Raw genomic sequence first — 26,071 nt, 5'->3', positions numbered from 1 at the left:
TCTGTTTTTACCGTTGATGAGTTCGCGAAATCGCTGTTTACGTATCAGGTCACGGCAAAGATACGACTTTAAAAGCCAGTGTTCATGCTGGTTCGTTCTTGAAAATTCGGATTTCAGCCGTTTCAGAATGCATCCGAACGGTAAGCGGATTTTTTCGCAGTAAACGCCAGTAAACTGCGGGCATGGCATACTCATTAGATTTACGTGAGGCGGCAAAACGCCTCTATCTCCGGCGCTATACGCCGGATGAAATTCGCATGGAACTGAACCTGCCGAATGCCCGCATCATCTACCACTGGGCGGATAAATACGGCTGGCGCGACATGCTGCGAGAAGAAGAGGTGGACGACGCAATCGCCCGCCGCATTGTGCTGCTTACCGATCAGCCCGAGAAAACCCCCGGTCAGTTGAAAGAACTGGACATGCTGATAGAAAAGCACGTGAAGCTGAAAAAGCAGCGTGCTCAGTCGGTGAAGCAAAGTGAGCCACAGCAAAGCTCAGGCAATGAAAGGACACCAGAGCAAAAGGCTTATCTAAAAGCGGCAGGTGAGAAAGCTGGCGCCAACAGTAAAAAGCGCGGCAAGAAAACGAAAAACGACATCAGCGAAATAGCTGAAGCCGACTTCACTGAACTGCATGACAGCCTGTTCAAATACCAGCTCACGATGCGTGACAACCTGCATCAGCGCACTCGTAACATTCTCAAATCCCGTCAAATTGGCGCAACCTACTATTTCGCCGCCGAAGCACTGGAAAACGCCATTATCACAGGCGACAACCAGATTTTCCTGTCCGCGTCCCGTGCTCAGGCGGAGGTGTTTCGCAGCTACATCATTCAGATTGCCAAGGAATTCCTGGGTATTGAGTTAACCGGCAACCCGATCATCATCAGTAATGGTGCCGAGCTGCGATTTCTCTCGACCAACAGCAAAACCGCGCAGAGTTATCACGGCCATGTGTATATCGACGAATATTTCTGGATCCCGAAATTCGACGAGCTGAACAAACTGGCCTCGGCCATGGCAACGCACAAGAAATGGCGTAAAACCTATTTCTCGACGCCATCGTCGAAAACCCATCAGGCGTATCCGTTCTGGACCGGCGATGCCTGGAAGAAAGGCAAAGACACCCGCCAGAAAATTGAATTCCCGAGCTTTGACGAGTACCGCGACGGTGGCCGCCTGTGCCCCGATCGGCAATGGCGATATGTTGTCACCATTGAGGACGCTGCCGCAGGCGGTTGTGACCTGTTTGATATCGAGGAGCTGCGCGATGAATACAGCGGCGACGACTTTGCCAACCTGTTCATGTGTGTGTTCGTGGACGGCAGCAACAGCGTGTTTAAGTTCACCAAGCTGGAAAAAGCCATGGTGGATACCGCCCACTGGCAGGACTTCAAACCCCACAACAAACGGCCATTCGCTAATCGTGAAGTGTGGCTGGGTTACGACCCCAGCCGCACACGAGATAATGCCTGCCTGGTTGTGGTGGCACCGCCAGCTGTCGCGCTGGAAAAATTCCGTATTCTGGAAAAGCACTACTGGAAAGGGCTGAACTTTCAGCACCATGTGGCGGAAATTGAGAAAGTCTTCGAGCGCTACAACGTGACGTACCTGGGCGTGGATACCACGGGCATTGGCGCTGGCGTGTGGGACTTGGTGACTGCCAAGCACCCCCGTGAGGCCGTTGCCATTCACTATTCCACCGAAAACAAAAACCGCCTGGTGCTGAAGATGATAGACATTGTGGATGCCGATCGCCTGCAGTTCGATGCCGAACACAAAGACATCGCCATGGCCTTCATGGCCATTAAGCGAGAAAGCACCAAAAGCGGCAACGCCATGACCTTCAAAGCAGCGCGCAGCGAAACCACAGGCCATGCCGACGCTTTCTGGGCTATCAGCCACGCGATTATCAATGAACCGCTCGACCATAACAGCAAACGTAAATCAACCTGGGCTACCGCAGCATGACAGAAGCATTGATCACCACCGCCAACAACGAACACCAGACAGGCATACCGTCCAGTAGCTACTCCATTGGCTCGGATATCGAAGTTGTCGACAGCAACAGCTGGCTGACGGAATACACGGATCTGTTCTACAACGATGGCGAGGATTACTGGGAGCCACCCATTAACCCAGAAGGGCTGGCACAGCTGGCCCATGCCAACGCCTATCACGGCAGTATGCTGATCGCCCGCGGTAATTATGTGTCCGGCCGTTTCAAAAGCGGCGGTAATATCCGGCGCCGGCACATGGCTCAGTTCTGCCGCGATTACTTTCAGTTCGGACATGGGGCGTTACTGAAGCTGCGCAACCGTGCTGGCGGTGTGATGGGGTATTACCCGTTACCTGCCATGTTCATGCGCAAACGAAAAAACGGCGATTTCTGGTTGTTAGAGCGGGAAGACCAGAAGCGGCCATACAAAGCAAAAGACGTGATCTGGCTGCCCCAGTACGACCCAAAACAACAGGTATATGGATTACCCGATTACGTAGGGGGCATGCAGTCTTCCCTGCTGAACAAAGACGCCACGCTGTTTCGTCGCCGGTATTACAAGAACGGCGCCCACATGGGCTTCATCTTCTATGCGACTGACCCGAACCTGAGCGCGGAAGACGAAGAAATGATGAAATCCAAGATCGCCAGCAGTAAGGGCGTGGGAAATTTCCGCAGCATGTTTGTGAATATCCCGAACGGGAAAGAGAAAGGCATTCAGCTGATCCCGGTGGGCGACATTGCCACTAAAGATGAGTTCGAGCGCATCAAGAACATTACCGCGCAGGATGTGCTGGTATCACACCGGTTCCCACCTGGCAAAGGCGGCATCGTGCCCACCAATGCAGCAGGTTTTGACGACATTGAGAAGGTCAGCCGGGAGTATGCTCGCGATGAGATTATCCCGGTCTGTAAGCTGATTATGGATGAGGTGAACAACGACCCGGAAATCGCGCCGTACCGGGATTTGCATTTGCAGTTTGATGTGGCGTTGCCGGGGGATGAAAACACCAACCTTCAGAAGTAGTATGTTGGGGGCTTCCCCCCAACATAAGCCGAAGTTAATCCAACGCAATGGTTTCTATTCTGGCTTTTCCACTCTCTCCAGGAAACTCTTCAAATAGTGCCTGTATCATTGCGGGCATAATTCTAGAAAGTTGAGAAGATGAGCCAGAGCTTTTGATTGTTGCTTCATAAAGAATTTTAAGATTTTCAGTACCAGATCCGATACTTTTAGCATCAACCATAAACAGCCACATCCCTCGCTCGTACTCCGTTTTAGAATACGTGGATGTGCCCACTACTCCGTAAGATGGTGTATAGGTGGTCGTTCCCGAGTAAGTACCAAATTGACCATAATTATTCAACGTACCGTAAGTAGTTGAAGATGAAACACCAGTCTGACCGTAAATTGGAACTGAAGCTAGTTTCTCCCTGCCATTATCAATGCCATAGCCAAAAGAAATGACGACATCAGGGATTTCATTCGATGTTGCTTCTGTGAAGTTGTAATTGCTAAGTTGCTGCTTTATAAGATTCTGATAGGTCTTGTATTCAAGGCTATTTTTTTGGTCTTCAGTGGGAAAAAATACATATGTTTTAGGCTGTAATGTATTGTCAAGCTGATGAAACACAGTGACTTCAGACTTTGCGCAACCCGACAAAAAGTAAGCCCCGAAGCATGCGATAAATATTCTGATAATTGTCTGCATCATATCTCACCAAGATAAACCTATCCTCAAAATTATCATAGCAAGCCAATAGCACATGTTCTGAGGCTGAAGTGCAAACTGTGATCTGATTAGTGATGAGTTGAAGGCTCTGGATCTCTTGTTACGACTTTTTCAGCATCCTTTCCTCTAACTTGTTATGTCACAAACAATTTTTAAGATATTAACTCAGTTTCACTCTTTTGTGGAAACAGATCGAAAATTCGCTCTCAATAGTAACTTTCCACTTCCCATCTTTACCCTGATTCAATAACTTATAAATTAATCGACATAACCGTGAATTGTTCCTAATTGCAATTACCCCCGGCTAATAACCGGGGGCTTTTTTTGCCTACCGCCAAAGCCCGTGCGACATCAGCGAACTGTTATTAAGAACACATGCAGTTAGACTGCGACATTTGATTTTTTTAATACAATGCGGCGGTTTAGAACGCGAAAGCCGTTTTTGCGCATGGCATCTGCAATTTGATGTAGGTCATCAACATGGGAAACAAAATCTGTTTTAAAACTAAAATCATCTTGAGCGGCCATTTCATTTAGCTCGCTTTGCATTTCAGGCTTCCGGTTCCAAGTCGGAATATCACGTTTAAATCCAGCGATTGTCATCCCTTCAAAGCTTACATGTGTGCTAATAAAACAAGTCTTTGTTGAAGAAGAATAAAGTACCCAAGTTTTATAATTCATTGCTTTGCCCTCTGTTTGGTTAGTGAGAACAAATATACAACACAAAAACCATAAGATCCATAAGATCCATAAGAATCATAAGAATCATAAGAATGTTGAGCTCGAGTCGCTAAACCTGTAAATGCCTGTATAAACATCCAGCCCACCTGATATACTCACAGCAAGAAATCAACATATCAGGTCAAAAATATGCGGGTTTATTGCCAATGCGGATCGGGGTCTTCGGTTCGTCGCTCAGTTACACTTTCTGCTGATACAGCAGCGCTTTACTGTTCGTGCCGGGACCCGGAATGCGGGCACTCGTTTGTGTCTGAGATAGGATTTAAGCACACACTGGAATTACCTGAAAAAGTACAAGATCAGCTAAGCGGATATGCTCAGGGGGAGGGTGTATTGTGGCTGTGGAAGCCGTGCTGTTATTCAGAAAACGAACCGGCTTTCCACAAACGTTGCTGATTTATACTGCCACTGTCAAAACTGCGGGCACCGTTTTGTAATGGCTCTGGCTTACAGTCATACACTCAGTCCGTCAGCAAGAACAACCGACGAACTGACCATAGCACTTATCCGGTCCTTAACGCCTGACCGCCGCCTGGCTCTCCAATCTCAGTTGTCGCTTTTTTAATATCCCGTTTCACCAATTGTTCTAAGTATTCCAAAACACCGTCATTCTCTTCGGGAATGGCGGTGTTTTCTGCTGCACGGCACTGCAGCCAGTAAAGCGCTTGTTCTTGTTTTTGATTCATTTTTGTCCCTAGCAACCCTGTATGTTTATACAGTACATTCAATTGTACACGTTGTCATTACACGTCGCTGTGACACACCTCATTGTGTGCATCTTATTGATATAATTCGCGTAACCATACGAGAAGCGATAAAGGAAGAATGCGACTATGATCAATGAACAGACGGTGCTGTTCATACGTGACTGATTTGTCTGAATTTCTGGTCACTATCGCCTAAGGTCGTTGAAGATGTACAAGAAAAAGCCTGATGTTGACCCCATGATTCGCTACTTCACGACAGTCAGAGTCCAACAAGGAATGACTCAAAAAGCACTTGCGGATATGTGCCCACACATCACGTTGACCTCGCTATCCAGATTTGAACAGGGTAGGGCTGTACCAGATTTGCGCCAGCTTCGAGAGTTAATGTCAGCATTGAGTATTACAGGAATTGACGCGGCATTGGGAGAAATTAGAACCAGGCAGCCGAAGCCGGAAGAAGTGGCGGCTCTGGTGATTCGGCTTCCCAAGATGGTTCGCAAGCCACTGATTCAACTTATTGTAGCAATGGGAAGGGTGTGATTATCATCGCAAATATTTTCAAAAGTATATCTCGCAACTGAGACATAGAAGTGCTTGTATGTTCCAGTATTCATCTATATTTAAGTGAGTATGCTTGCATAGTGTTTTGTAACCATAGGTAACGTTTTAGCCCGTTTATAGGCAAAACTAGGTTTGTACTGCATGGTCAACTATTGTACACTTTTGGAAAATAATGACCGCCTAGTCATACTTAGAAGCAGCATCCTGAAGTGATTCAGCATGCTATTTTTTGTCTCTGGAGTTATATCACTCTTTGAGAAAAGGAGCACCCCACATGCCAACAACTCGCACACCAAGTAATGTTGTGAATTTTGCTGACGCTCAACATGAAGCACGTGCAGAGGCGGAGTTCGCAAAACTGCTTGATAAAGAAACTCAGATTGAAGGAAACATTGAACCTTTGTCTGTAGAGCTGATTTCAAACGGAAAAAAACTGAGATCTCGTATTGATGCATTGCGAGCTCGTGTTGAGGAAAAACAGCATTCCGCGCTACTTGAGGGCTAATCATGGATGTCCCTCAGGTCAATGGATATGGCCTCTTCGCACTCAAAATCTTCAACCAGGAATATGCAAGATTACAGGCTTTAGTCGGCGATATTGTCACTAAAGCCGATGCTCTATTTGCTGATGAAAAATTTGATGAAGCAGAACGTCTTCTGTCTCACCCTACAATCAAACTTTTTGAAGCTGTTGATACGCTCATTTCAGAGAAAGTACCGGCCGACCCCAATGCTAAGCCTTATCGTTTAGGGAGTTATCTCGGGAAGAACTATTCATCTTGGCGTAGGATCAAGAAAATGTCCTTGCCTGATAGATATCGTCTTTTCTTTCGATTTAGTAGCACCCCGCCCAAAAGCATTGTTTACGCGTGGCTTAATGACGAATCGACGCTAAGAAAGTCTGGTTCAAAAACAGACCCTTATAAGGTATTTGTAAAAATGCTTAAAGGGGGTAAAGTTCCGAACGAATGGTCAGAATTGCTTGATGAAGCTGATGCATTAGCGTTGATTGATGAAGAGAAAGACGGCACGTCGGAATGACAGCAGGCCGCATTTGCGGCCATTTTCGAAGCTATCAGTCTCCATCTACACCAGATAAATTTATTTCTTGCCTGTACCGTGAAAGTAACTGTTGGAGAAAGTGTGCAGCTTTCTCATTCTCTTCATAATCCCCATCAGTATCTGCCGCGAGCGCGCACTGTATAAACTTTTCTGCTTGTTCAACCAGTGAATCCACTATTTAACTCCCTGTTTATAAAATCATTTCATCGAATGCTACATTGCAAGGCTCAGGCTCTGCATCAACACAAAAATGTTTTTTCAGGAAAGCAGGGATGGTCTTAAGAAGCCCTCATTCCCGGCCTAACCGCGAGAAGTCAAAGTCCAGGCGAGACTGCACTTGCTTGCGTGTAGACATCGCTTCTTTGACGAAAGGGGAGAATGCTTTGCTGAGCACTTTGAACAGCCCACCTTCGTGATAAATTTTCTCACCGCCTTTCGTTTGCAGTTCCAGGCACCAGTGGTTTTTGCTTACTTTCCGTAAGAGCACATCATCATAAAAGTCGCTGATGTAGAGCAGCATGGCGTGCGTATTGAATCCCTGATAAGTCGCCCCTGTTGCTCCTCTTTCGTGGTTTTGTTGCACCTGCTGTTCTATTGCTTTCAAATCTGAGGCGTTGAAGCACATCGTTATTTCTCCTGATCAAATCAACGGCCAGTCGTCATCGCTCTGCCAGCTGGCAGGTGGCAGCAAGTCGGGCTGGTCGGTATCGGGTTTCTGCTTGGGTTCTGCAGGTTTTTTGGGGTCATCCCAACCATCCCAGTCGCCATAAGGCTGGGGTTTGGTGGTAAAGGTGGTTTCTATTTCGATTGGCACGGTGCCGGATTGCCGGTTCAACGGCCCGGAACGCAGGCGATAACGGGCGCCATCGTTGGTAAATAGGGTATTGCCAGCCAGTAATCGGCTGATATTACCGTCACTGTCAGCCGTTGGGCCTATGGTTTTGCGGATCGCCGCTTTCAGATCTTCGACAAACCTGTCCGGCTGAGCACCCGTACAGTTATTGACAGAACTCCGAGAGGCGGCAGAGCCGCCAGAGGCAAGAGCGCTTTCTCCGGCTGTTGTGTCGGTTGCCGATTTCTTGCGTATGGTCCAGTTTCGTACCCGCGTAATCTTGGTTTCCGTGGATTCCCCATTGAAGATATCTACGCCTTTCACGCGGCTGACTGCCTCGCCGTATTCGTTCCCGAATGGTGTAACTTCGTAATGGGTTGAGATAGGGTGTTCTTTTCGTTTGGCGAACGGGCCACCCTGCCCCATGACATAACCTTGCCAGTTGCCCTCATCTGCTGCCTGCAGTGTTTCGGCAATCTGGTCATTCAGTTTGGCTTTGGGCTGATAGCTATCGACCAGGCGTTGGCGAATCTCTTTACCTTTCATTAAATGTGCAGGCATATGCGGGCCGACGAAATCGCGATTTCTGTCGGTCCACAGCTGATTCAGTTCCTTGCGGTTCAGCTCAAACAGGTACTGAGCAAAGCTGTTGCGGTCGAGGTTTGCCAGCCGGCGCAGCTCACGCCACACGGTAACCGGCGCACCGCCAAAGAACTGGAATTGGCGGATGCTCCAGCGTGACGCCCAGGCGGTAACGTTCTTTGCCATGTCTTGCACCGGCTTGCCCGTTTCTTTACTGACAGCGTCATCCATTGCGTAACCGTCGATATTTTTACTGATGTATTTCGCGATGTAACCGGTAGCCGTGCCTTTCTCCGGGTCGATGGTTTTCACATCGCAGCGGGCACGGTGTAGCAGCTTACCCGTGCGTTTAGAAATGAGCTCGTGGCGGTCTTCTTCCACCGCGTAGTCAATAAAAATGGCCTTCGCGGCCTTCACATCTTCTGGTTTTAACCACAGTAAAATGTGCCAGTGCGGCGTGCCATCGTGGTGCGGTTCGGCAACGCGAATACCAAACCACCGGATATCAGCCCGGGCCATTTCTGCGCGAATCTTCGCCCAGGTACGGCACAGGTACTGTTGCGTATCTCGAGGGCTGGCACCGTTCCAGTGCTCAACAAAAGTATTCTTCGCGCCTTTTTTCCGGCGCTTGCGGCTGTTGTGGTATTTGCTGGGTGCAGTGAGGGTATAGAACTGTCCGGCCAGTTGCAGACTGGCGGCTAAGTCTTCACAGCCACGAACACGGGTCATCAGTTCATGACGGCGAATGGCCGGGTTCGCGACCGACTTCAGCACCATGTCTTCCAGCTGTGCGGTTTCTTCTGTGTCTTCGTCGAACAGTTCGTGATTACTGATCATGTCCCAGTTGCGTTTACGCTGGGCTTTATGTTCTTCCAGGCAATCGCGGCTGCAGTATGGCGTAGCGATTTTAGAAACCGCACCCATGGCGATAGCTAAGTGTTCCCGCATGATATTGCGGGCTCGCCAAAGTTTGTCCTTCCACCATTTTTCTTTTACCAGCCTGCCAATGCCGCATTCGGCCTCTTCTGGCAAGATGTTTTTCTTTGAGTAGGGGGAACAATGCCGAATCTTCTGCACATCTCAGACAGTTGCTCGAAGGTTTGAATCACGCTGACTTCATAGGATTCTTTGGGGCCAAAAGACTCAGTCAATGTACGAAACTCTTTTTCAAACAGGTCAGCCACCTGAGCAGCAAGGCTGCGGATTTCTTCTTTATCCAGTTCTGCCAGAATGCGCACGCGTCGCGTTTTGCTGCGCTTTTGCATCATTTTGTCGAGGGTGCCTTTTCTGGCTTTTTGGGTGTGCTGAAAATCGCTCTGATCAACTTCATCGTTCATCACAGCAATCTTTTGGAAGGTTGGCAGGTGCCTGTAACGGTGGCGCACCATGCTAATGCGGTGCTGCAGGTCTTCACCCATGTAGGTACGTAGAAAGATGTTAGCTGCAGCGCGGCCTTCCGCCTCGAAAATGCGGATATACCGATCGGCAAAATAGCGCGCCAGGTAATCTGGCAGATCACCAAAATACTGACGGCGCCATTCATGGTCGGCCGGGTTCAGGTTGTAAAGCCGGCGCTCGCTGATGGTCATATCATCCGGCGTGCGATCGGCTTCTACTTTGGCGGGAATTAGTGCGATTGGCTGAGGCTCAGCAAATTCTAACTCTTGCTGAGCCCAGTTCTGACAAGCAATTGAAGCGTTGCGGATGTATTCCGGTGCTGAGTAAACATCACTCATACCGTCACAAACTCCTGTGCATCCACAATCAGGAAGCCGCCTTTGTTGGGGCCTTTACTGATCACGCCTTTCATCAGGTGTTCGCATTCCAGCACCACACAGGCTTCACGAATTGCATCAATCCGGTTTTCAAAATCACCCAGTTCAATATTCATGGGTTCGGCGGTTTGTTTATGGCGGATGATGCCGCCATCAGGACAAAGGAAAACGGCGAGGTAGTTCATCATGCCCACTCCCCCAAAGTCGGTTGGTGGTGAATATCAACGGTTTCATGCCACGATGTTTGAATAGAACTTGGGATGATCAAATCTGCTGCTGCAGAGGCAAAAAACAGCCCGCGAATAGCACCAAGTGCTTGCTGTTCAAGAAAACAGCCATTCTCTGTGCCATTGAAAACGCATTGCCAGAACGCTACCCAGCCAAGGATCACTTTCTGGTATTCAAGGGTGTCAGCGGAAGAAAACAAAGTGGATTGGACTCGGTCGGCATTCAGTGCAAACCATTCTCCGGCCGCATCCTCGATATAGTCCAAACGACGTATAAAGGCTTCAGCTTCTTTTTGAGTGAAAGCCAGATCGCCTTTCAGGCTGTCAAACAATTCACTTTCCGTGACCATGATAGAGATAGATTTCATGCCACCACCTCACCAATTTTCTTAAGGAAGTGATTGGCTTCATCAACCCAGCAACGGCCAGCCTCAACGGTGCGTTTGGCATCGTCGGTGGTGCAGCCTGCTTTTTCGATGAGCGGGTAAGCGGCTTCGGTGCAATCGCATGTTTCCTGCAGGCGGTCGCGCAGGTAACCGATCAGCCGAATACCCTGCATTGGCGTGGTGTTCGCCAGCGACAGGACACACCAACCTTCTGCAAGGCCGTATTGGCCACCTTCAAGCACATGGGTGATCTGTGAATTCATTTCCTGCCCGGTGTAATCGCCGTTTTCATCGATTTCCAGCATGTTCAGGACATCACCAACCTGATAGCTGTCGCTCAGTATGACTTCATGGGTTTTACGCCCGGCTAAGATTTCAGTGAAGTTAGCCGATTGGATTTTCACTTCGTGGAGGGTGAAATTGCTCATGCCTGCACCTCCGCCTGATCACGTGCTTCGGCAACCAGCTCGATCAGCTTGTCTTCAATTGCCAGCAGGTCTTTGATGCCGTCACGTTGGAAGTAAAACGATCTCTTGAATAGACGATCCTTTACCTCACCATCTAAATATCGGGTTGTTACAGGGCGTACGTACAAAGAAAGTTCGTCAACATGAGGTGAATAATCCATATGAATATGCAGCACATCCTTACACTCCATCGCCAGTTGCATAATGCCTAACGCAATGTCGTGACAACTGCGGTTTCTTACCGCTGCTGCCAGCTCTTCAGAATCGACCGCTAATGCTTCGGCTTGGTCTTCCAGTGAACCACTACGGGTTGATGGCTTCACCAGGGCATGACGGACCAACGCTTCACACTTGTTAAGCAGCTTCAGGTTCTCTTCTGAACGGCAGGTCACTTCTTTCAGTAATTCAGCGGCCTCTGCTTTGGCCTGCTGTACTTGTTCCAGTATCGCTTGTGTATTGTTCATGGTTTTCTCCTAACCAGGGTGACAAAAAAAGCCCGCGCCGGGCGGGCAAAGGGCGACAACAATCAGTTACAGAAATTGGATGGGTTCAGGCGGCTGATAGGGCCGGTGCTGTTTTCAAAACGGGTAACAACGCGAGACATTAACTTCAGGCCAGTGGCGATGGCCGCGACCTCCTCATTGGTGAAATCACCAAAGGGTTTATCCAGGTGGTTTTTGGTTAACCGGGCGCAGAACAAAACCATCCGGCGCTGTTCTTCAGAGAGCGAGCCGTAAACCAGCTTTAATTTGTTGCGCTTGTGGTCATGCGTGAACATGCCTTTCACTGCCGCGATAGATTCTGCCGCGCTTTTTACCGGTGTATTCAGGGCTGCACGCTCTGCATCTTTACGGCATTTCGCCTGGCCTTTTAACAGCGGTGGCACAACGGCGGTTTGTGGTTTTGGGGTGACCAGCGTAGTAGACATAAGATCTCCTTATCGACGGTTAACCGAGGCCCACTCGTCGGCGGCCTCTTGGTAGCGTTCGTTCATGTACTCCGCCAAATCTTCCAAACGAACCAGCGTGGGGCTGCGTTCAGAGTCGCGAAGCTTGAAAGCGGGAATAGGGAAAGCGCCAGCCTTCACCTGTTGCTCGGCGGTTTTTGGCTTAATGCCGAAAAACTCTTCACTGATTTGTTTCAGCTCGACCGTTGGGCTGCCAAAGCGGGCGAGCAGGGCGAATAGAAAGTTCATAGGGTCCCCTTAAGCAAAGCCGGGCACAGGTGCGCCGCTGCTGATGAAATCGACAGTCATGCTCAGGAACGGTGAAGCCCCTGATGTTTTGTTTTCCAGATCGCTCACGAGCAACATCAGGTGCCGTATGCCGTTCCATGCCGAATTCGAAAGCCGGCGGCGTTCATCCCGCGGTAGCCATTTCGCATCCTGGTGTTGAATGGCCGCCTGAGATAACTCGCCCACACTGGCAGAAGCGGCCAGCGCACAGCTGGCAAGCGTGGCGGCATTGGCATCGGTGGGCCGTTTTGCGGCCACCATGTCGAGCGCAAGCAAAAGCCCATTAATGATTTTTTGGTCGTCGGTGTAGTCGGTCAGCATGATGAGATCACGACAGGTGAGCTGCGCTGGCTGTTCTGGGTTCAGCTTGTTTCGCAGCTTTTGCCCGGCCATGCCCAGTTCGGTAGCAACGTGTTCAATCACTACCGATTCCGCAAATGCGCAGCAGGCATCATCAAAAAGCTTTTGTTTACGTTCAGGTAATCCATACATTGAGTGATTTCCGTCCGTGCTAAATACTCAAATACATACAAAGGGTAAGAAAACAACGCAAAACGCGAACAGGTGCAGCCAGAGCGGACACTTTTCCGGATGCCCGGCTGAATGCGCGTTGTTAAGGCGTTCGGTTTTGCGAAATTTCATTTCAGGTTTCGAGTTGTATTGCATCTTCACTCAACCTGCTTCAAAGCTTGCTGCGCTGCTTGTTCTGTCATCGCTATCACATTGATAAGTGGGGTTTCTCGTTTGCCGTCTTTAGGTGCCATGATGAGCTTTCCCTGTGCTGCCCAGTCTTTCAGGGTGCGGACGGAAAGGCCTGAATGGCGGGAATATTCCTCATATGTCATGTATGGCGCGTTGATCACTATTTGAAATGAGAGCATGGTGTTATCCTTATGCGTTGGCTAATGTGCTTATTTGCGTTAATACGGTTTCTAGCGTTACTGAATTCGTATTTAGCTGAATGATAGATCTGTTTTACGAAGTGGGCAATACGAAATGTCGATTTGTAGATGTGGTTTTTGATCCGCTTCTCGTTTTGAGTTTTGGGTACGTGTAGTCGAACTACACTTGTTGATTGGGGATTTGGAGTTCGTTAATGGGTAGACTGGAAGCTAAAGTTCCGCCATTTCAGTATTTAAGTGGACATGATTTTACGAACATGCTTTTAGCAGTGAATGGTGTAAAAGAGTACAGGCAACTAGCTGATATCTATGGCATACCTGCTAGTACTATCTCGACATGGCATCAACACAATAGAACTGCTCATGAACTTATCCTTAGGGCTGCGCTGAATGATCCTCGCTTAAATTTAAGAGCAATTGCTTTAGGTGAAGGTGAGTTTTTTAGTAATGGAATGGTTCCTACTAAAACCTTACCTGTATACAGGCTAGTTAACGGAAGAAAAGAAGAGTCTGGTACATCAAGTATTGACTCAGAAACTATTGAACGATTTGGCTTGTCTCAATCTAAAACTGAAATTATTGAGATTGGCGATGTCTTGTATTTTGTAGATTTAAGTGATGATGACCCTTTCTCTGGCCGATACTTGATTGACTTTGACGGGAGAGTCTCTATTAACAAGATTCAGCGCTTACCCGGTAAAAAACTATCAGTTGTGTTCTCGGATACACCTACAGAAATTTCAGAAAATGATATCAAGGTTATTGGTAGGGTAGCGGCTAGGTTATTGAAGGATTAATTTTTTTGTCTAGTTATACGACATGATGTCGTATATCTATATAGAAAGGTTGAGAATTGAGATTGTTATATGAATGCAGATAACGTGAAAAATGAACTTACGAACTGGAAAACAGTAGTCACTTTAGTGCTTAGGTTGATGGAAGATAACAAACTTAAGCAAGCCTCTCACTCGTACAGTGAATTCAAAAAAGATCTTAGCGCTCGTAAGAATGAGCTTCTTAAGTTAGAGCGAGTGGGTGGCCTAAGTGAATCTGAAGAGTACTTGTTACTCCCTGCTATTAATGAAGTTCTACTGCATTGTAACGCTCGTGTCGGGACAATGAACAAGAAAAAACTTAGTGAAACGCTTGTGGATTGCGATGATTATTTAGATTATCACTTGAGTCATATTGATTAAGTTTATGATGAGGTCACTTTGGAAAAGTCAACTTTAATGTCGATTCCGTGGGGGAATGTAATTACAGGTGTCATTGCTGCGTCTTCAGCTTTGCTTGGTGTTTTCTTTTCGAATAAGAGCCAAAATCAAAGGATTTATATACAGAATCAGCTTGAGCAAAAGAGAAAAAGTAACGACATTAAGCGGGAAAGAGTAGAGGAAATGTATTCTTTGTTTTTAAAGTGGGAGAAGTCTGTGTCGGTATATTATATGTACTTCATTCCAGCTTATAATAAACATTATACATTTGAAGAAGCTTACTCTGCTGCTATGGAAAGTTTAAAAGAAAATAAGATTGACTATGACAGATTTGAGTTGATATTACAGTTGTATCTTCCAGAGGTTATGGAGGAGCATATTAATGTTAAGAATTGCCAAGAGTCTGTAATGGATTTTTGTGCACAATCTAACCACAAGGTTAATGGCAGAACATTTAATCAATTTAAATTGGCGATTGATGGTTTTGATAAAGCATCTAATGCATTCAAATCATCTATTGTTTCGTTAATTAATAGCTTGGATTGATTGTATAAGTATGCGGTGATTTTACTAAATTTGCTATTAAGGAGATATGGAGTGTCTGAGTTAATATGCGTTTATAGAAACAATGAAGGCTTCGTAAGTGTACAGAGCCTTCGAAACATCAGCCACAATGAACCCTACATACAAGGTTGGTGTGAAAGGTTCAAAGCACCGCGAACGTTGAGGATAGAGAGAATCATCAATACCTTCGACACCCTGCAAGATGCTAATGATTACCTTAACAATTTCGACCCCGATGAGATTGTTTCCCCTCCCAAAGAAAAGCCCTCTCCGCATCCACCTTCGACGTTCACTTTACTGGTTTTAAGAAAGCAGATAAGACCCAACTCACAGAAATAGCCAAAGCAAATGGCATGACTGTACGCGGTGAAGTAACAAAGAATTTGAACGTGCTTTGCTACGGCTACAATGCAGGCCAAAAGAAACTGGAAAAGGCACTCGATCAAGGCTGCATCATACTGAACGAACCACAGTTCAGAGCCTTGATTGAGACTGGGGAAATACCGGAGGAGTGAAAACTCCTCGTTTTACATTACAAGGATGTAATCATGAAAGAATTTACGTCATTATTTAGTGATGTTTTAAAAGATAGGCTCAAGAACACTTTACTCGTTAACTTTGTTTTTTCTTGGGTTTTTGTTAACCATAGTTTGGTTTTTTATCTTATCTTTAGTGAGGATTCAAGAAATACGAAACTGGAAAAGCTGGATAGTCTTTCGTTTAGCTTTATGACAGATTTAATTTTACCATTGCTCGTAGTATCTATTTATGTGTTTATATTACCATTAGTTAACTTGTTCGTATCAAAAGCTAAATTTAATTTTGTTGATGAAAAAATCGTTAAGCAAGTTGAAGAAGAGAATCAATTTAAACTTGACCAAAAAGTGAAGACTGAAGGTGCTCGTGTTAAGTTAGCATTATTGGAAAAATCATCTGAAGTAGAACTAGACCAGAAAAGGGCAATTCATCAAGCAAAATTATCAAAATCCATTGAAGATGAAGCTAAAGCTGTAGAGAGGAAAAATGAGGCCGAAAAAGAAGAAATTAGTTTGCTTGAGCAAAGAAAGGCCGAATTTGAAAAAGTGGTAAAGTTAGAAGATGTTGTCGAGAGAATAAATGAAGTTGAGAAAAGAGAAGATCATCTAAGGCAATTGAAGAAAAATTTAGATTTGCAGAGGCATGATTTAGATACTCGTATGAGTGGGTACGTTTGGGGGGCGTTTGATGTTGAAGTGGAGGAGTCCGATAGAGTAACATTTTCTTATGAATCCAGACGAAAAGGTAAAAATATTGCTATTTTTGGAAACCGCATGAAAGAATCTGTCGAACTTGGTCTTGGTCAAATGCCTGAAGATTTCGAGATGCAGTTAATAGGTCGGAATTTGCATGATGAATTCATTGTTAAATTTCATTTCCCGAATGATTTTCATAAAGAAGATTTAGCTGGTCGGCATGAAGAGTTGGCGCTGAAAATAGAAAATATTGAAAAGAAGGTAATACCGATAAAGTCTACGTTGCTTAAAAAAAGAATGATATCAACAAATTCAAAGTATTCATTGGATAACAATTTAATGAAATTAATTAAAGATGAGTTGAATGTGTATTTCAAAAGTAAACCTTATGGTATTACAGGGCATCGAGATGACTTGGAAAATGAAGCTTATGAGATAGTTTCTGATATAAGTGACGTATATAAAGAATTCAGGAATGATTCTGAATTTAAAGCTTATTTTAAAGCGGCATATCAAGAGTTGATAAACTCAGAGAGTAATGAAGAAGTCGATGCTTGATGAAAGTTCTTAAGTATGAGGTAAAGATATGATTGACATTGCGTCTTTGAATGCAGCATTAGGAAGTCTGAAAACGGCAACTGACATAGCAAAACTGATTAAAGAAAGTGGCACTTCACTTGAGCAAGCTGAGATCAAAATGAAATTGGCAGAGCTCATCAGTGCGCTGGCCGATGCAAAGCTTGAGGTTTCTGACTTAAAAGAACTTTTAGTCAGTAAGGATGAAGAGATTCGTCAGCTTCAGGAATCTCAGGACTTGAAGAAGCATATGATTTGGGAAAAGCCATTTTACTGGGATATGCGGACTGGTGAAAAAGATGGACCTTTCTGTCAGCAGTGCTTCAATTCAGACAACAAGCTGATAAGACTGCAAACTTTCTCCGAAGGCCACTGGAAATGCCTTGCGTGTAAGAACTCATTTTTTGAAGATGATTATCGGCCACCGAGAGTAGTCCGGCGTGTAATGTCAACTGGGATATCATGATGAACCAGCTGAGATAACTAACACAACCATAAAGAGTATTAACGGCAGGCTCTCAACGAATTTGACACCAATATCCCGAAATGCTTGCGGCCAGGTGATGCTTGGCTTTTCTTTGTTTGTCATAGGGCGGAACTCTCATGTTACGAATGGAACTCGTGATTCATCCGAACGTACAACAATCAGTTAGAGATGAACTTAATCAATTCGGTATACGCTACCATGAACTGGAGTTTTTTTCAGCGACGCCAGTTGAACAAGTCGTGTTAATTTTAGACTCAATTCCTTGGGAACCGCTGTTTGGCTTGATAGGCGTGTGGGTTGGTCGACGTTCTTCACGCAAAGTCGATATTGTTTTTTCCGATGGTTCTAAGATCAATGCGAATGGTCTGTCTCAATCGGAATTGAAAGAATTGTTAAGTGAGCACCAGCAGCGGTCTATTCAGTTCTATGATCTGTCGGATGTTACTCCGAGAAAGGACGCTGAATAATGGATTCCCATTGTTAACTGATTCCTTTCTCATGCAGCTTATGCGGATACAGCTGTGTGTAAATCTGCCACAGAATGTTCAAGTTCCGGTGGCCTGTCACCTGGGCCACTTCTTCAATCGAGTAGCCTTTCTCAAACAAGCGGCTGGCCCCTTCTCGGCGCAGGTCGTGATAACGTAAATCTTCAATGCCCAGTTTGTTTCTTACCCGCTGAAAACCTGCCGTCACGCTGCGCGGTTGGTAGGGGAAGATCAGGCGGTTAATGCGCGGCTGCCGCATTACGATATCAAACGAGCCACCCAGCAAAGGCACAATCATGTGGTTGCCTTCTTTTTTACGCGGGTCTTTTCGGTCGCGTACCAGTACGGTTTTATGGTCTTCGTTCAGATCTTCCCAGCGCAGGCCGCACACTTCGCCAATGCGCATGCAGGTGAGAATGCTGAATTCCAGAATGTCGGTAAACGGAATGCGCGTGATGCCGTTGCTGCGGAACGCCATGCGTGCTTCCAAACCTTCGCGTAAACGGTCGAGCTCTATTGTGGTTGGCCTGCGGGTTCGTTTCTGGCTTTTGCCAATCAACTTCATGTTGATCAGAATGGGTACCGTTTCTTCAAACACCTGAACATTGGTGTCGATATCAAATATCGGCTTAGCCACTTTGAGCACGCTGCGCAGGTAAGCGACATCGTGGTAAATGGTGACGGGCTTTGCCCCTGCAGCCAGGCGATTTTCGCAATGGCTGATGATATCTGATGGTTTCAAGGCGTTGGTTTTCACATTGGCAATGTTGCAGTCGCGCAGCATTTTTATGACGTACTGTTTGGTACGCCCCGTGTTATCCCACAGATTGCGTTTTGCCATGTACAGGTCGAACAGTTCGCCAATGGTGGTAACTGTTGCAGTATCAAGGCCTTGGTCTTCCAGTTCACGCACACGCTGTTTACCAAACTGCATTGCTTGGGCTTTATGCTTAAATGTACGGGCTTCCCGGTGTATAATCTTCGAGTTTTTCTTAAGAACAACCGACGTTTTATACCGTTTTTCACCCGATGCCAGCTGGCGTGTTTGAATGCTGTAAGAGGCCACAATCCTACCCTTTAAAGGCGTACTATGGGCGTACCATACAGCGAAATTAACGGCATTTCAAAGAGATTACAGGAAACTGAGAAGTATGCTAAACCCTTGTGAAACCAGCGTGAAACCTGAGATTAAGCATGAATTCCCGACTTGCCGTTTTTCCGTGGCACCCATGTTGGATTGGACGGATCGTCACTGCCGTTATTTCCATCGTCTGTTGTCGCAGCATGCGCTGCTGTACACCGAGATGGTGACGACCGGGGCAATCATTCATGGTAAGGGTGATTTTCTGAGCTTTAACGAGGAAGAGCATCCGGTGGCGTTGCAACTGGGCGGCTCGAACCCGGCGGATCTGGCGCATTGTGCAAAACTGGCGCAGGAGCGCGGGTACGATGAAGTGAACCTGAATGTCGGTTGCCCGTCGGATCGTGTACAGAACGGTCGTTTTGGTGCGTGCCTGATGGGCGAGGCGGATCTGGTGGCTTTGTGTGTGTCGGCCATGCGTGAAGTGGTGGATATCCCCGTGACGGTGAAAACCCGGATTGGTATCGATGAGCAGGATTCCTATCAGTTCCTGGCAGATTTTGTCGGTACTGTGTCTGAAAAAGGCGGTTGCGATAATTTCACTATTCATGCCCGTAAAGCCTGGCTGAGCGGTCTGAGCCCGAAAGAAAACCGTGAAATTCCGCCGCTGGATTACCCGCGTGTCTACCAGCTGAAGAAAGATTTTCCGCACCTGACCATGGCGATTAACGGCGGGGTGAAAACGCTGGCCGAGATCGAATCCCACCTAGCTCACCTTGATGGGGTGATGGTCGGGCGTGAAGCGTACCAGAACCCGTATATGCTGGCGGAAGTGGATCAGCAGTTATTCGGCAGCGAACGTCCCATCATCAAGCGCCGCGAGGTGGTTGAAGCTATGTATCCTTATATTGAGCGTCAGCTGGCGAACGGTTCGTATCTGGGTCACATGACCCGCCATATGCTGGGGTTGTTCCAGAATATGCCGGGTGCCCGCCAGTGGCGCCGGCACATCAGCGAAAATGCCCACAAGCCGGGGTCGGGTATAGAAGTGGTTCAGCAAGCGCTGGATAAGATTCCCGCTCATCTGGATGTGTGATTAGCCTGCAAGATATAGTGAGTTTAACCACTCGTTATCGTCAAATTTGCTAACTTAGCCTGTAACGCCGCGAGCTGATAACGCGGCGTTTTTGTATCTTTCTGAAAAATAAGTATTTGTTTGATGGCTGAATGTTGGCCCGAAACCTGCAGTTAACCTGCAGTAAAGCAGGAAGGGGCAGAACGGGTTCTGTTCCCAGCGGATGTGAGTGGAGAGATTGGAATGGTAGAGTTTTTATTTTTACTGGTGTTTGCCGGTGTGCTGGTCATGACAGGGATCAGCCTGATGGGCATGGTTATCGCGATAACGGCCGGTTTTGCGGTAATGGCGCTGGCGGGTTTATTGGGGGTGGTGATTAAACTGCTGCCATGGATTATTTTGATTGCGGTGGCTGTCTGGTTGTACCGCGGAGCACGTCGCGAGTCGTCGATTCGTTCGTCGCGGCCCCGTGATATGCATAGACGCAAATATTAGCATGTTCAAAAAGTGAGCTTGACCCAAATCCCTGATTCCCGGCGATGAAATGCAGTTTTCTTACATAGCATCTGGTATAGTCTGGCGCAGAAAAATCAAAGCACAATTATAAAGAGCGGAGACTCAGAAATGAAAAAAAACATGCTTTCAGCAGTGGCCGTAGCAGTGGCAATTGCAGCTTCGGTACCTGCTCAGGCTGACATGCTGCTGGGCGGTACAGTAGGCGCGGATGCCTGGATGAGCAGCGCTGAAATTAACGATGCAGTAGACGGTGGCGACAAAACCATTCCGTCTTTTTATGCATCGTTTGAACATTTTATTCCACTGATTCCAAACGCACGTATTGCTTACGCCAATGTAGAAGCGGATGCGGTGGCATTTAAACAAACAGACTTTACTCTGTACTACGAAATTCTGGATAACGATCTGGTTGCCGTGGATGTGGGTGTGTCTCTGATTAAATTCGGCGACGGTGAGTACAACGCGCAAGGTCACGTGCAGACGTTTGATGATGAGTGGCAGCCGGCGGTTTACGGCAATGTTGAAGTCGGCATTCCTATGACACCGCTGACGGTATTTGCTGAAGGTAACGTCGGTAGCTTCGATGATACCAGCACGCTTGATGCCAAAGCCGGTATGAAGTTCACCATTCCTTTGGTGGCGGCCGATCTTAATCTGCGTGGCGGATACCGGGTGATGGATTACGATTTTGATGCGATTAATAATCCTGCCGGCAGCAAAGTGAAGCTGGACGGATTTTTTGCCGGTGTTGAAGTCGATTTCTGATCGGTTTAACACTGCTGACCTAAAGCCATGCTAAACGCATGGCTTTTTTGTTGCCTGTTTGCTGAGTTATAGGCCATTTTTAAAGTGGGCATTGATGCAGGAATCAGGCAGATGACAATTACCGAGTTACAGCGTTTATATGCGGACAGCGAAATCGTGGAAGCTGTGATTGAGCCTTCACTACAGGCCAACGGCTGGGTGGTCGAATTTCGTCATCGCCGTGGTGGCTTTGTCACCCTGACTGACGGCTCTGGCAGTGAAAAGTGCTACCGGGACATAGACACAGCCACTGAGCGTGCCTTTGAAGTGGGTTTTCATCAGGTACGTATTGCCGATCATTTCTGAATGCCGCGGCGCCTGATCCCCGGATTGGGCGTCTTGGTGCCGCTTTATTTCCCTACCTTCTGCTTTTCTCTTCCAAAAAGTTATAAAACATTCTTATCTATTCTTTCTTGTTATTTCGTCGAGTAGCTAATCTACCCTTACGCAATGTAAAGGGATCGTCGTGTCATGTTACTTAAGGAACTCTCGGCTTTAGCCAGCCCTCTCAATGATCAGCAGATCGGTCAGCTGCAACAGACAGTCGCAGAGCTGTCACCACAGCAACTGGCGTGGATTAGCGGTTATTTCTGGGGATTAAGTCAAACCCAAACGGCGGGCCAGCAGCCTGCCGGTCAGCCCATCGCCGCTGTAGCAGCGAAACCGGCTGGCAAACTTACCATTATTTATGCCTCGCAGACGGGTAACGCCAAAGGCGTGGCTCAGGCGCTGAAGGAAGAAGCGGTCGCGGCCGGTATCCAGGCTGACGTGTTTGCCTCTGGCGATTACAAAGGCAAAAACCTGACCAAAGAAACCCACGTGATCATAGTGGCTTCAACCCACGGTGAGGGTGAAGCGCCGGATGACGCCATGGAGCTGCATGAATTCCTGCAGTCCAAGCGTGCACCTAAGCTGCCGAATCTGAACTATGCCGTGCTGGGCCTGGGGGATTCCAGCTATGAATTCTTCTGCCAGACTGCCAAAGATTTTGACAGCTACCTCAGTAAGCTGGGCGCCAAATCGTTTGTGGATCGTATCGACTGTGATGTTGATTATGATGCCCCGGCTGCCGAGTGGCGCGCCAAAGCGCTGGAGAGCATCAAGGAAGAGCTGCTGGGCGGCAATGATGCCGAAGTGGTTCAGCTGCACGTGGCGCAAAACGCGACGGCGGCTGTGTCTCAGTACAATAAGCAAAATCCGTATGCGGCAGAGCTGCTGGTCAGCCAGAAAATTACCGGTCGTGACTCCGGGAAAGATGTCCGCCATGTGGAAATCGATCTCGGTGAATCCGGCCTGACTTATCAGCCGGGCGATGCGCTGGGCGTCTGGTATGACAATGATCCTGCCCTGGCGGAAGCGCTGGCCGCGAAAGTCGGCCTGAGCGGTGACGAAAGCGTTGAGGTGGACGGCCAAGCCTACAGCCTGAAAGACGCGCTGGTTTCTAAATACGAAATCACCGCCGCCAACCCACAGCTGGTGACCAAGTTCGCTGAACTCTCTGGCAGCAAAAAGCTGCAGAAGCTGGTGGAAGACAAAGACAAGCTGCGTGAGTACGCGGCAAACACTCAGGTGATTGATGTCTTTGCCGAGAAGAAAACCCAGCTGACCGCTGAGCAGTTGCAAGGCCTGCTGCGCCGTTTGACGCCGCGCCTGTACTCGATTGCGTCCAGTCAGGAAGAAGTGGGCGAAGAAGTGCATCTGACGGTCGGTCTGGTGGAATATCAGCAGGGCGAAGAAAGCCGCTTCGGCGGGGCTTCCGGCTTCCTGTCACACCGTCTGGAAGAAGGCGCCAATGTTCGTGTGTTTGTTGAAGGCAACAATAACTTCAAACTACCGGCAGATGATAATACCCCGGTGATCATGATTGGTCCGGGCACAGGGATCGCGCCTTTCCGTGCTTTTGTGCAGGAGCGTGATAACCGCGATGCCGAAGGGAAAAACTGGCTGTTCTTTGGTGATCGTACCTTTACCCAGGACTTCCTGTATCAGGTGGAGTGGCAGAAGTACCTCAAAGACGGCATTCTGACCAAGCTGGATGTGGCTTTCAGTCGCGATCAGTCTGAGAAAGTGTATGTCCAGCACCGTATTCTGGAAAATGCAGCTGAAGTTTGGCAGTGGCTGAAAGACGGCGCACATATTTACGTGTGTGGTGATGCCAACCGGATGGCAAAAGATGTGCATGACGCACTGATCACAGTTGTTGAGCAACAGGGCGGCAAAAGCCGCGCAGATGCCGAGCTGTATTTGAATGATTTGCGTAAAGCCAAACGCTACCAGAAGGATGTGTACTAATGACTGAGAAACTGTCTGATAACGAACGTCTGAAACGCGAGAGTAATTTTCTGCGCGGGACCATTGAGCAGGATTTGCAGGACCGTATTACCGGTGGCTTTACGGCTGATAACTTCCAGCTGATCCGTTTCCACGGTATGTATCAGCAGGATGACCGCGATATCCGCCCTGAGCGTCAGAAGCAGAAACTGGAACCTTTGCAGAACGTCATGCTGCGCGCCCGCATGCCGGGTGGCATCATCACGCCGGAACAATGGCTGGCGATTGATAAATTCGCGCAAGACAAAACCATGTACGGCAGTATTCGTCTGACCACTCGCCAGACGTTCCAGTTTCACGGTGTGCTGAAGCCGAATATCAAGCTGATGCACCAGACACTGAACGAGTACGGGATCGACTCGATTGCCACCGCTGGCGATGTGAACCGTAACGTGCTGTGTACGTCTAACCCGGTGGAGTCAGAATTGCACCAGCAGGCGTATGACTGGGCGAAGAAGATCAGTGAACATCTGCTGCCTCAGACTCGTGCCTATGCGGAAATCTGGCTCGATGGCGAAAAAATTGAAGGGCATCAGGACCAGGAGCCTATCCTGGGTTCGAATTATCTGCCGCGTAAGTTCAAAACCACAGTGGTGATTCCGCCGCAGAATGATGTGGACGTGCACGCGAATGACCTGAACTTTGTCGCCATTGCTGAAAACGGTCAGTTGATCGGTTTTAACGTGCTGGTGGGCGGCGGTTTGGCCATGACCCACGGTGATACCGCGACCTATCCGCGTCGCGCCGATGACTTTGGTTTTGTGCCACTGGACAAAACACTGGATGTCGCTGCCGCAGTGGTGACCACGCAGCGTGACTGGGGGAATCGTTCTAACCGGAAGAACGCAAAAACCAAATACACGCTGGATCGTGTGGGTGTTGACGTCTTCAAGGCCGAAGTCGAGAAACGCGCCGGCATTACTTTTGAAGCCAGCCGCCCTTACGAATTTACGGATCGCGGGGATCGCATCGGTTGGGTGGATGGCATTGACGGTAAATATCACCTGACGCTGTTTATTGAAAACGGCCGTATTCTGGATTACCCGGGCAAACCGCTGAAGACCGGTGTGGCTGAGATTGCCAAGATCCACAAAGGGGATCTGCGCATGACGTCCAACCAGAATCTGATCATTGCCGGTGTGGCCAAAGAAGACAAAGCGACGATCGAACAGATCGCCCGCGATCACGGTTTGATTGACGACGGTGTCAGCGTGCAGCGTCAGAATTCAATGGCGTGTGTGTCGCTGCCGACCTGTCCGCTGGCGATGGCAGAAGCCGAGCGTTTCTTGCCGGAATTCGTCACCGATTTTGAAGGGCTGCTGGACAAACACGGCCTGGGTAAAGACGAGCACGTGATTCTGCGCGTGACTGGCTGTCCGAATGGCTGCGGACGCGCCATGCTGGCGGAAATTGGTCTGGTGGGTAAAGCGCCGGGTCGTTATAACCTGCACCTGGGCGGCAATATTAACGGCACACGCATTCCTAAGATGTACCGTGAAAATATCACTGTTGATGAAATCATGACGGAATTGGATCAACTGGTGGGCCGCTGGGCGAAAGAGCGTGAGGACGGTGAAGGCTTTGGTGACTTTACGATCCGTAGCGGCATCATTGCCCCTGTTGAAGTCTCTGTGAGGGATTTTTATGCCTAAATATGCGTTGGCGGATTTGCTGAGTGCCACCAAAGTGGAGCAGATCCTTCAGCTGGCGGAAATTAACGCCGAGCTGGAGCAGATGACAGCCCAAGAGCGGGTTCGCTGGGCGCTGGAATTTCTGGATGGCAACTTTGCCTTAGCCTCCAGTTTTGGTATCCAGTCTGCGGTCATGCTGCATCTGGTGACTCAGGAGTCACCTAATGTGCCTGTGATTCTGACAGACACGGGATACCTGTTCCCTGAAACCTATCAGTTTGTCGATTTTCTGACCGAGCGGCTGAATCTGAATCTGAAAGTGTACCGTTCAGAGCTCAGTCCGGCCTGGCAGGAAGCACGCTACGGCCAGCTGTGGACTCAGGGTGTTGATGGCATTAAGCAGTACAACAAAATGAACAAGGTGGAGCCGATGCGCCGCGCACTGGAAGAGCTGGCGGTGAAAACCTGGTTCTCTGGCCTGCGCCGGGAGCAGTCCTCCTCCCGTGCGACTTTGCCGGTACTGGCGATTCAGAACGGTAAATTCAAATTCCTGCCGCTGATCGATTGGTCAGAGCAGGACATTGATGAATACCTGCTGAAATTCGATTTGCCTTATCATCCTTTGCTGGCCCAAGGCTATCGTTCTGTCGGTGATGTTCACACCACAGTGAAGTGGGAGCCGGGCATGAAAGAAGAGGAAACCCGTTTCTTCGGCCTGAAGCGGGAATGCGGTCTGCATGAGGATGATGCCGAGAGCGACGGTTCCGGTATTTAATCCGACAGCTTTACATTGTGGAAATAAGAAACCTGATCGGGAAACCGGTCAGGTTTTTTTATGGGGAATCAGAAAATTGACCTGAGGCTG

Annotated in this window: 35 protein-coding genes and 1 pseudogene; 21 read left to right on the top strand and 15 right to left on the bottom strand. The window is 48.1% G+C overall.

What is annotated here, in order from left to right; translation table 11 throughout:
* Positions 1-182 precede the first annotated feature (182 nt).
* Positions 183-1,973 (top strand): terminase large subunit domain-containing protein, encoded by a 1,791-nt coding sequence (locus tag P4S53_RS07630; RefSeq protein WP_337112206.1) that lies wholly within the window; start codon positions 183-185, stop codon positions 1,971-1,973.
* A complete protein-coding gene (locus tag P4S53_RS07625) occupies positions 1,970-3,028 on the top strand; it encodes a phage portal protein (RefSeq protein ID WP_337112205.1) in 1,059 nt (352 codons plus the stop codon). Before P4S53_RS07630 ends, P4S53_RS07625 begins: the two co-directional genes overlap by 4 nt.
* A gap of 34 nt (positions 3,029-3,062) precedes the next feature.
* On the opposite strand, the gene P4S53_RS07620 is transcribed toward P4S53_RS07625, so the two are convergent.
* Positions 3,063-3,716, bottom strand: a complete 654-nt coding sequence (locus P4S53_RS07620; protein ID WP_337112204.1) for a DUF4136 domain-containing protein — start codon at positions 3,714-3,716, stop codon at positions 3,063-3,065.
* Positions 3,717-4,115: 399 nt separating this feature from the next.
* The gene (locus P4S53_RS07615; protein WP_337112203.1) at positions 4,116-4,415 is read right to left on the bottom strand and encodes a hypothetical protein; all 300 of its coding nucleotides are present in this window, start codon (positions 4,413-4,415) and stop codon (positions 4,116-4,118) included.
* Between the two features lie 189 nt (positions 4,416-4,604).
* Here P4S53_RS07615 and P4S53_RS07610 point away from each other — a divergent pair, with 189 nt between their 5' ends.
* Both P4S53_RS07610 and P4S53_RS07605 read left to right on the top strand, forming a co-directional pair.
* On the top strand, positions 4,605-4,871 hold the full coding sequence (locus tag P4S53_RS07610; RefSeq protein WP_337112202.1) for an ogr/Delta-like zinc finger family protein: 267 nt from the start codon (positions 4,605-4,607) through the stop codon (positions 4,869-4,871).
* Positions 4,789-5,040, top strand: coding sequence for an ogr/Delta-like zinc finger family protein (locus tag P4S53_RS07605; RefSeq protein ID WP_337112200.1), 252 nt, complete (start codon positions 4,789-4,791; stop codon positions 5,038-5,040). Before P4S53_RS07610 ends, P4S53_RS07605 begins: the two co-directional genes overlap by 83 nt.
* Here P4S53_RS07605 and P4S53_RS07600 read toward each other — a convergent pair.
* Complete coding sequence (locus P4S53_RS07600; RefSeq protein WP_337112328.1) at positions 4,979-5,161, bottom strand: hypothetical protein; 183 nt, start codon at positions 5,159-5,161, stop codon at positions 4,979-4,981. The genes P4S53_RS07605 and P4S53_RS07600 overlap by 62 nt on opposite strands.
* A 228-nt stretch (positions 5,162-5,389) precedes the next feature.
* Here P4S53_RS07600 and P4S53_RS07595 point away from each other — a divergent pair, with 228 nt between their 5' ends.
* The 3 genes from P4S53_RS07595 to P4S53_RS07585 all read left to right on the top strand — a co-directional run bounded on the left by P4S53_RS07595 (position 5,390) and on the right by P4S53_RS07585 (position 6,784).
* Complete coding sequence (locus tag P4S53_RS07595; RefSeq protein WP_337112199.1) at positions 5,390-5,722, top strand: helix-turn-helix domain-containing protein; 333 nt, start codon at positions 5,390-5,392, stop codon at positions 5,720-5,722.
* A 295-nt stretch (positions 5,723-6,017) separates the two neighbouring features.
* A complete protein-coding gene (locus P4S53_RS07590) occupies positions 6,018-6,248 on the top strand; it encodes a hypothetical protein (protein WP_337112198.1) in 231 nt (76 codons plus the stop codon).
* Between the two features lie 2 nt (positions 6,249-6,250).
* Positions 6,251-6,784 carry a type II toxin-antitoxin system YhaV family toxin gene (locus P4S53_RS07585; RefSeq protein ID WP_337112197.1) on the top strand — a complete coding sequence of 178 codons (534 nt, stop codon included), beginning with the start codon at positions 6,251-6,253 and terminating at the stop codon, positions 6,782-6,784.
* 310 nt (positions 6,785-7,094) lie between these two features.
* On the opposite strand, the gene P4S53_RS07580 is transcribed toward P4S53_RS07585, so the two are convergent.
* The 11 genes from P4S53_RS07580 to P4S53_RS07530 all read right to left on the bottom strand — a co-directional run bounded on the left by P4S53_RS07580 (position 7,095) and on the right by P4S53_RS07530 (position 13,189).
* Positions 7,095-7,430: a hypothetical protein gene (locus P4S53_RS07580; protein ID WP_337112196.1), complete on the bottom strand. Its 336-nt coding sequence runs from the start codon at positions 7,428-7,430 to the stop codon at positions 7,095-7,097.
* A gap of 15 nt (positions 7,431-7,445) precedes the next feature.
* Positions 7,446-9,251 (bottom strand): replication endonuclease, encoded by a 1,806-nt coding sequence (locus P4S53_RS07575; RefSeq protein WP_337112195.1) that lies wholly within the window; start codon positions 9,249-9,251, stop codon positions 7,446-7,448.
* Positions 9,212-9,955 carry a hypothetical protein gene (locus P4S53_RS07570; protein WP_337112194.1) on the bottom strand — a complete coding sequence of 248 codons (744 nt, stop codon included), beginning with the start codon at positions 9,953-9,955 and terminating at the stop codon, positions 9,212-9,214. The genes P4S53_RS07575 and P4S53_RS07570 overlap by 40 nt, the downstream gene beginning before the upstream one ends.
* A complete protein-coding gene (locus tag P4S53_RS07565; RefSeq protein WP_442958646.1) occupies positions 9,952-10,182 on the bottom strand; it encodes a hypothetical protein in 231 nt (76 codons plus the stop codon). Before P4S53_RS07565 ends, P4S53_RS07570 begins: the two co-directional genes overlap by 4 nt.
* Positions 10,179-10,589 (bottom strand): hypothetical protein, encoded by a 411-nt coding sequence (locus P4S53_RS07560; protein ID WP_337112193.1) that lies wholly within the window; start codon positions 10,587-10,589, stop codon positions 10,179-10,181. Before P4S53_RS07560 ends, P4S53_RS07565 begins: the two co-directional genes overlap by 4 nt.
* Positions 10,586-11,035, bottom strand: coding sequence for a DUF3850 domain-containing protein (locus tag P4S53_RS07555; RefSeq protein WP_337112192.1), 450 nt, complete (start codon positions 11,033-11,035; stop codon positions 10,586-10,588). The genes P4S53_RS07560 and P4S53_RS07555 overlap by 4 nt, the downstream gene beginning before the upstream one ends.
* On the bottom strand, positions 11,032-11,538 hold the full coding sequence (locus tag P4S53_RS07550; RefSeq protein ID WP_337112191.1) for a hypothetical protein: 507 nt from the start codon (positions 11,536-11,538) through the stop codon (positions 11,032-11,034). The genes P4S53_RS07555 and P4S53_RS07550 overlap by 4 nt, the downstream gene beginning before the upstream one ends.
* A gap of 62 nt (positions 11,539-11,600) precedes the next feature.
* Positions 11,601-12,002, bottom strand: a complete 402-nt coding sequence (locus P4S53_RS07545; protein ID WP_337112190.1) for a hypothetical protein — start codon at positions 12,000-12,002, stop codon at positions 11,601-11,603.
* 9 nt (positions 12,003-12,011) lie between these two features.
* Positions 12,012-12,269, bottom strand: a complete 258-nt coding sequence (locus tag P4S53_RS07540) for a pyocin activator PrtN family protein (RefSeq protein ID WP_337112189.1) — start codon at positions 12,267-12,269, stop codon at positions 12,012-12,014.
* 9 nt (positions 12,270-12,278) lie between these two features.
* Positions 12,279-12,800: a phage regulatory CII family protein gene (locus tag P4S53_RS07535; protein WP_337112188.1), complete on the bottom strand. Its 522-nt coding sequence runs from the start codon at positions 12,798-12,800 to the stop codon at positions 12,279-12,281.
* A gap of 176 nt (positions 12,801-12,976) precedes the next feature.
* A complete protein-coding gene (locus P4S53_RS07530; protein ID WP_337112187.1) occupies positions 12,977-13,189 on the bottom strand; it encodes a hypothetical protein in 213 nt (70 codons plus the stop codon).
* Positions 13,190-13,404: 215 nt separating this feature from the next.
* On the opposite strand from P4S53_RS07530, the gene P4S53_RS07525 reads away from it, so the two are divergent.
* The 7 genes and pseudogenes from P4S53_RS07525 (at position 13,405) to P4S53_RS07500 (ending at position 17,750) form a co-directional block, all read left to right on the top strand.
* The gene (locus tag P4S53_RS07525; protein ID WP_337112186.1) at positions 13,405-14,007 is read left to right on the top strand and encodes a helix-turn-helix domain-containing protein; all 603 of its coding nucleotides are present in this window, start codon (positions 13,405-13,407) and stop codon (positions 14,005-14,007) included.
* 69 nt (positions 14,008-14,076) lie between these two features.
* The gene (locus P4S53_RS07520; RefSeq protein ID WP_337112185.1) at positions 14,077-14,406 is read left to right on the top strand and encodes a hypothetical protein; all 330 of its coding nucleotides are present in this window, start codon (positions 14,077-14,079) and stop codon (positions 14,404-14,406) included.
* 18 nt (positions 14,407-14,424) lie between these two features.
* On the top strand, positions 14,425-14,970 hold the full coding sequence (locus tag P4S53_RS07515) for a hypothetical protein (protein ID WP_337112184.1): 546 nt from the start codon (positions 14,425-14,427) through the stop codon (positions 14,968-14,970).
* 317 nt (positions 14,971-15,287) lie between these two features.
* A pseudogene (locus tag P4S53_RS22620) lies at positions 15,288-15,503 on the top strand (BRCT domain-containing protein); the annotation flags it as partial.
* Positions 15,504-15,536: 33 nt separating this feature from the next.
* A complete protein-coding gene (locus P4S53_RS07510) occupies positions 15,537-16,778 on the top strand; it encodes a hypothetical protein (RefSeq protein ID WP_337112183.1) in 1,242 nt (413 codons plus the stop codon).
* A 28-nt stretch (positions 16,779-16,806) separates the two neighbouring features.
* Entirely contained in the window at positions 16,807-17,262 is a 456-nt protein-coding gene (locus tag P4S53_RS07505; protein WP_337112182.1) for a hypothetical protein, read from the top strand.
* Between the two features lie 137 nt (positions 17,263-17,399).
* Positions 17,400-17,750, top strand: a complete 351-nt coding sequence (locus P4S53_RS07500) for a hypothetical protein (RefSeq protein ID WP_337112181.1) — start codon at positions 17,400-17,402, stop codon at positions 17,748-17,750.
* 13 nt (positions 17,751-17,763) lie between these two features.
* Here the strand turns inward: P4S53_RS07500 and P4S53_RS07495 are convergent, their stop codons facing one another.
* Positions 17,764-18,834 carry a tyrosine-type recombinase/integrase gene (locus tag P4S53_RS07495; RefSeq protein WP_337112180.1) on the bottom strand — a complete coding sequence of 357 codons (1,071 nt, stop codon included), beginning with the start codon at positions 18,832-18,834 and terminating at the stop codon, positions 17,764-17,766.
* Between the two features lie 85 nt (positions 18,835-18,919).
* Between P4S53_RS07495 and dusA the strand changes: the two genes are divergently transcribed.
* From dusA to P4S53_RS07460, 7 genes are all read left to right on the top strand, one after another.
* Complete coding sequence (gene dusA / locus P4S53_RS07490; protein WP_337112179.1) at positions 18,920-19,945, top strand: tRNA dihydrouridine(20/20a) synthase DusA; 1,026 nt, start codon at positions 18,920-18,922, stop codon at positions 19,943-19,945.
* Between the two features lie 222 nt (positions 19,946-20,167).
* Complete coding sequence (gene pspG / locus P4S53_RS07485; RefSeq protein WP_337112178.1) at positions 20,168-20,419, top strand: envelope stress response protein PspG; 252 nt, start codon at positions 20,168-20,170, stop codon at positions 20,417-20,419.
* A 129-nt stretch (positions 20,420-20,548) separates the two neighbouring features.
* Positions 20,549-21,205 (top strand): TIGR04219 family outer membrane beta-barrel protein, encoded by a 657-nt coding sequence (locus tag P4S53_RS07480; RefSeq protein ID WP_337112177.1) that lies wholly within the window; start codon positions 20,549-20,551, stop codon positions 21,203-21,205.
* Between the two features lie 111 nt (positions 21,206-21,316).
* Positions 21,317-21,550, top strand: a complete 234-nt coding sequence (locus P4S53_RS07475; protein WP_027254029.1) for a hypothetical protein — start codon at positions 21,317-21,319, stop codon at positions 21,548-21,550.
* 165 nt (positions 21,551-21,715) lie between these two features.
* Complete coding sequence (locus P4S53_RS07470; RefSeq protein WP_337112176.1) at positions 21,716-23,536, top strand: assimilatory sulfite reductase (NADPH) flavoprotein subunit; 1,821 nt, start codon at positions 21,716-21,718, stop codon at positions 23,534-23,536.
* Entirely contained in the window at positions 23,536-25,227 is a 1,692-nt protein-coding gene (gene cysI, locus P4S53_RS07465) for an assimilatory sulfite reductase (NADPH) hemoprotein subunit (RefSeq protein WP_337112175.1), read from the top strand. The genes P4S53_RS07470 and cysI overlap by 1 nt, the downstream gene beginning before the upstream one ends.
* On the top strand, positions 25,220-25,981 hold the full coding sequence (locus P4S53_RS07460) for a phosphoadenylyl-sulfate reductase (protein WP_337112174.1): 762 nt from the start codon (positions 25,220-25,222) through the stop codon (positions 25,979-25,981). The genes cysI and P4S53_RS07460 overlap by 8 nt, the downstream gene beginning before the upstream one ends.
* Positions 25,982-26,071 lie beyond the last annotated feature (90 nt).

This window comes from Photobacterium sp. Hal280 (genome assembly GCF_037162255.1).
Classification (GTDB): domain Bacteria; phylum Pseudomonadota; class Gammaproteobacteria; order Enterobacterales; family Vibrionaceae; genus Photobacterium.
This window is presented reverse-complemented; position numbering and strand designations above follow the sequence as displayed.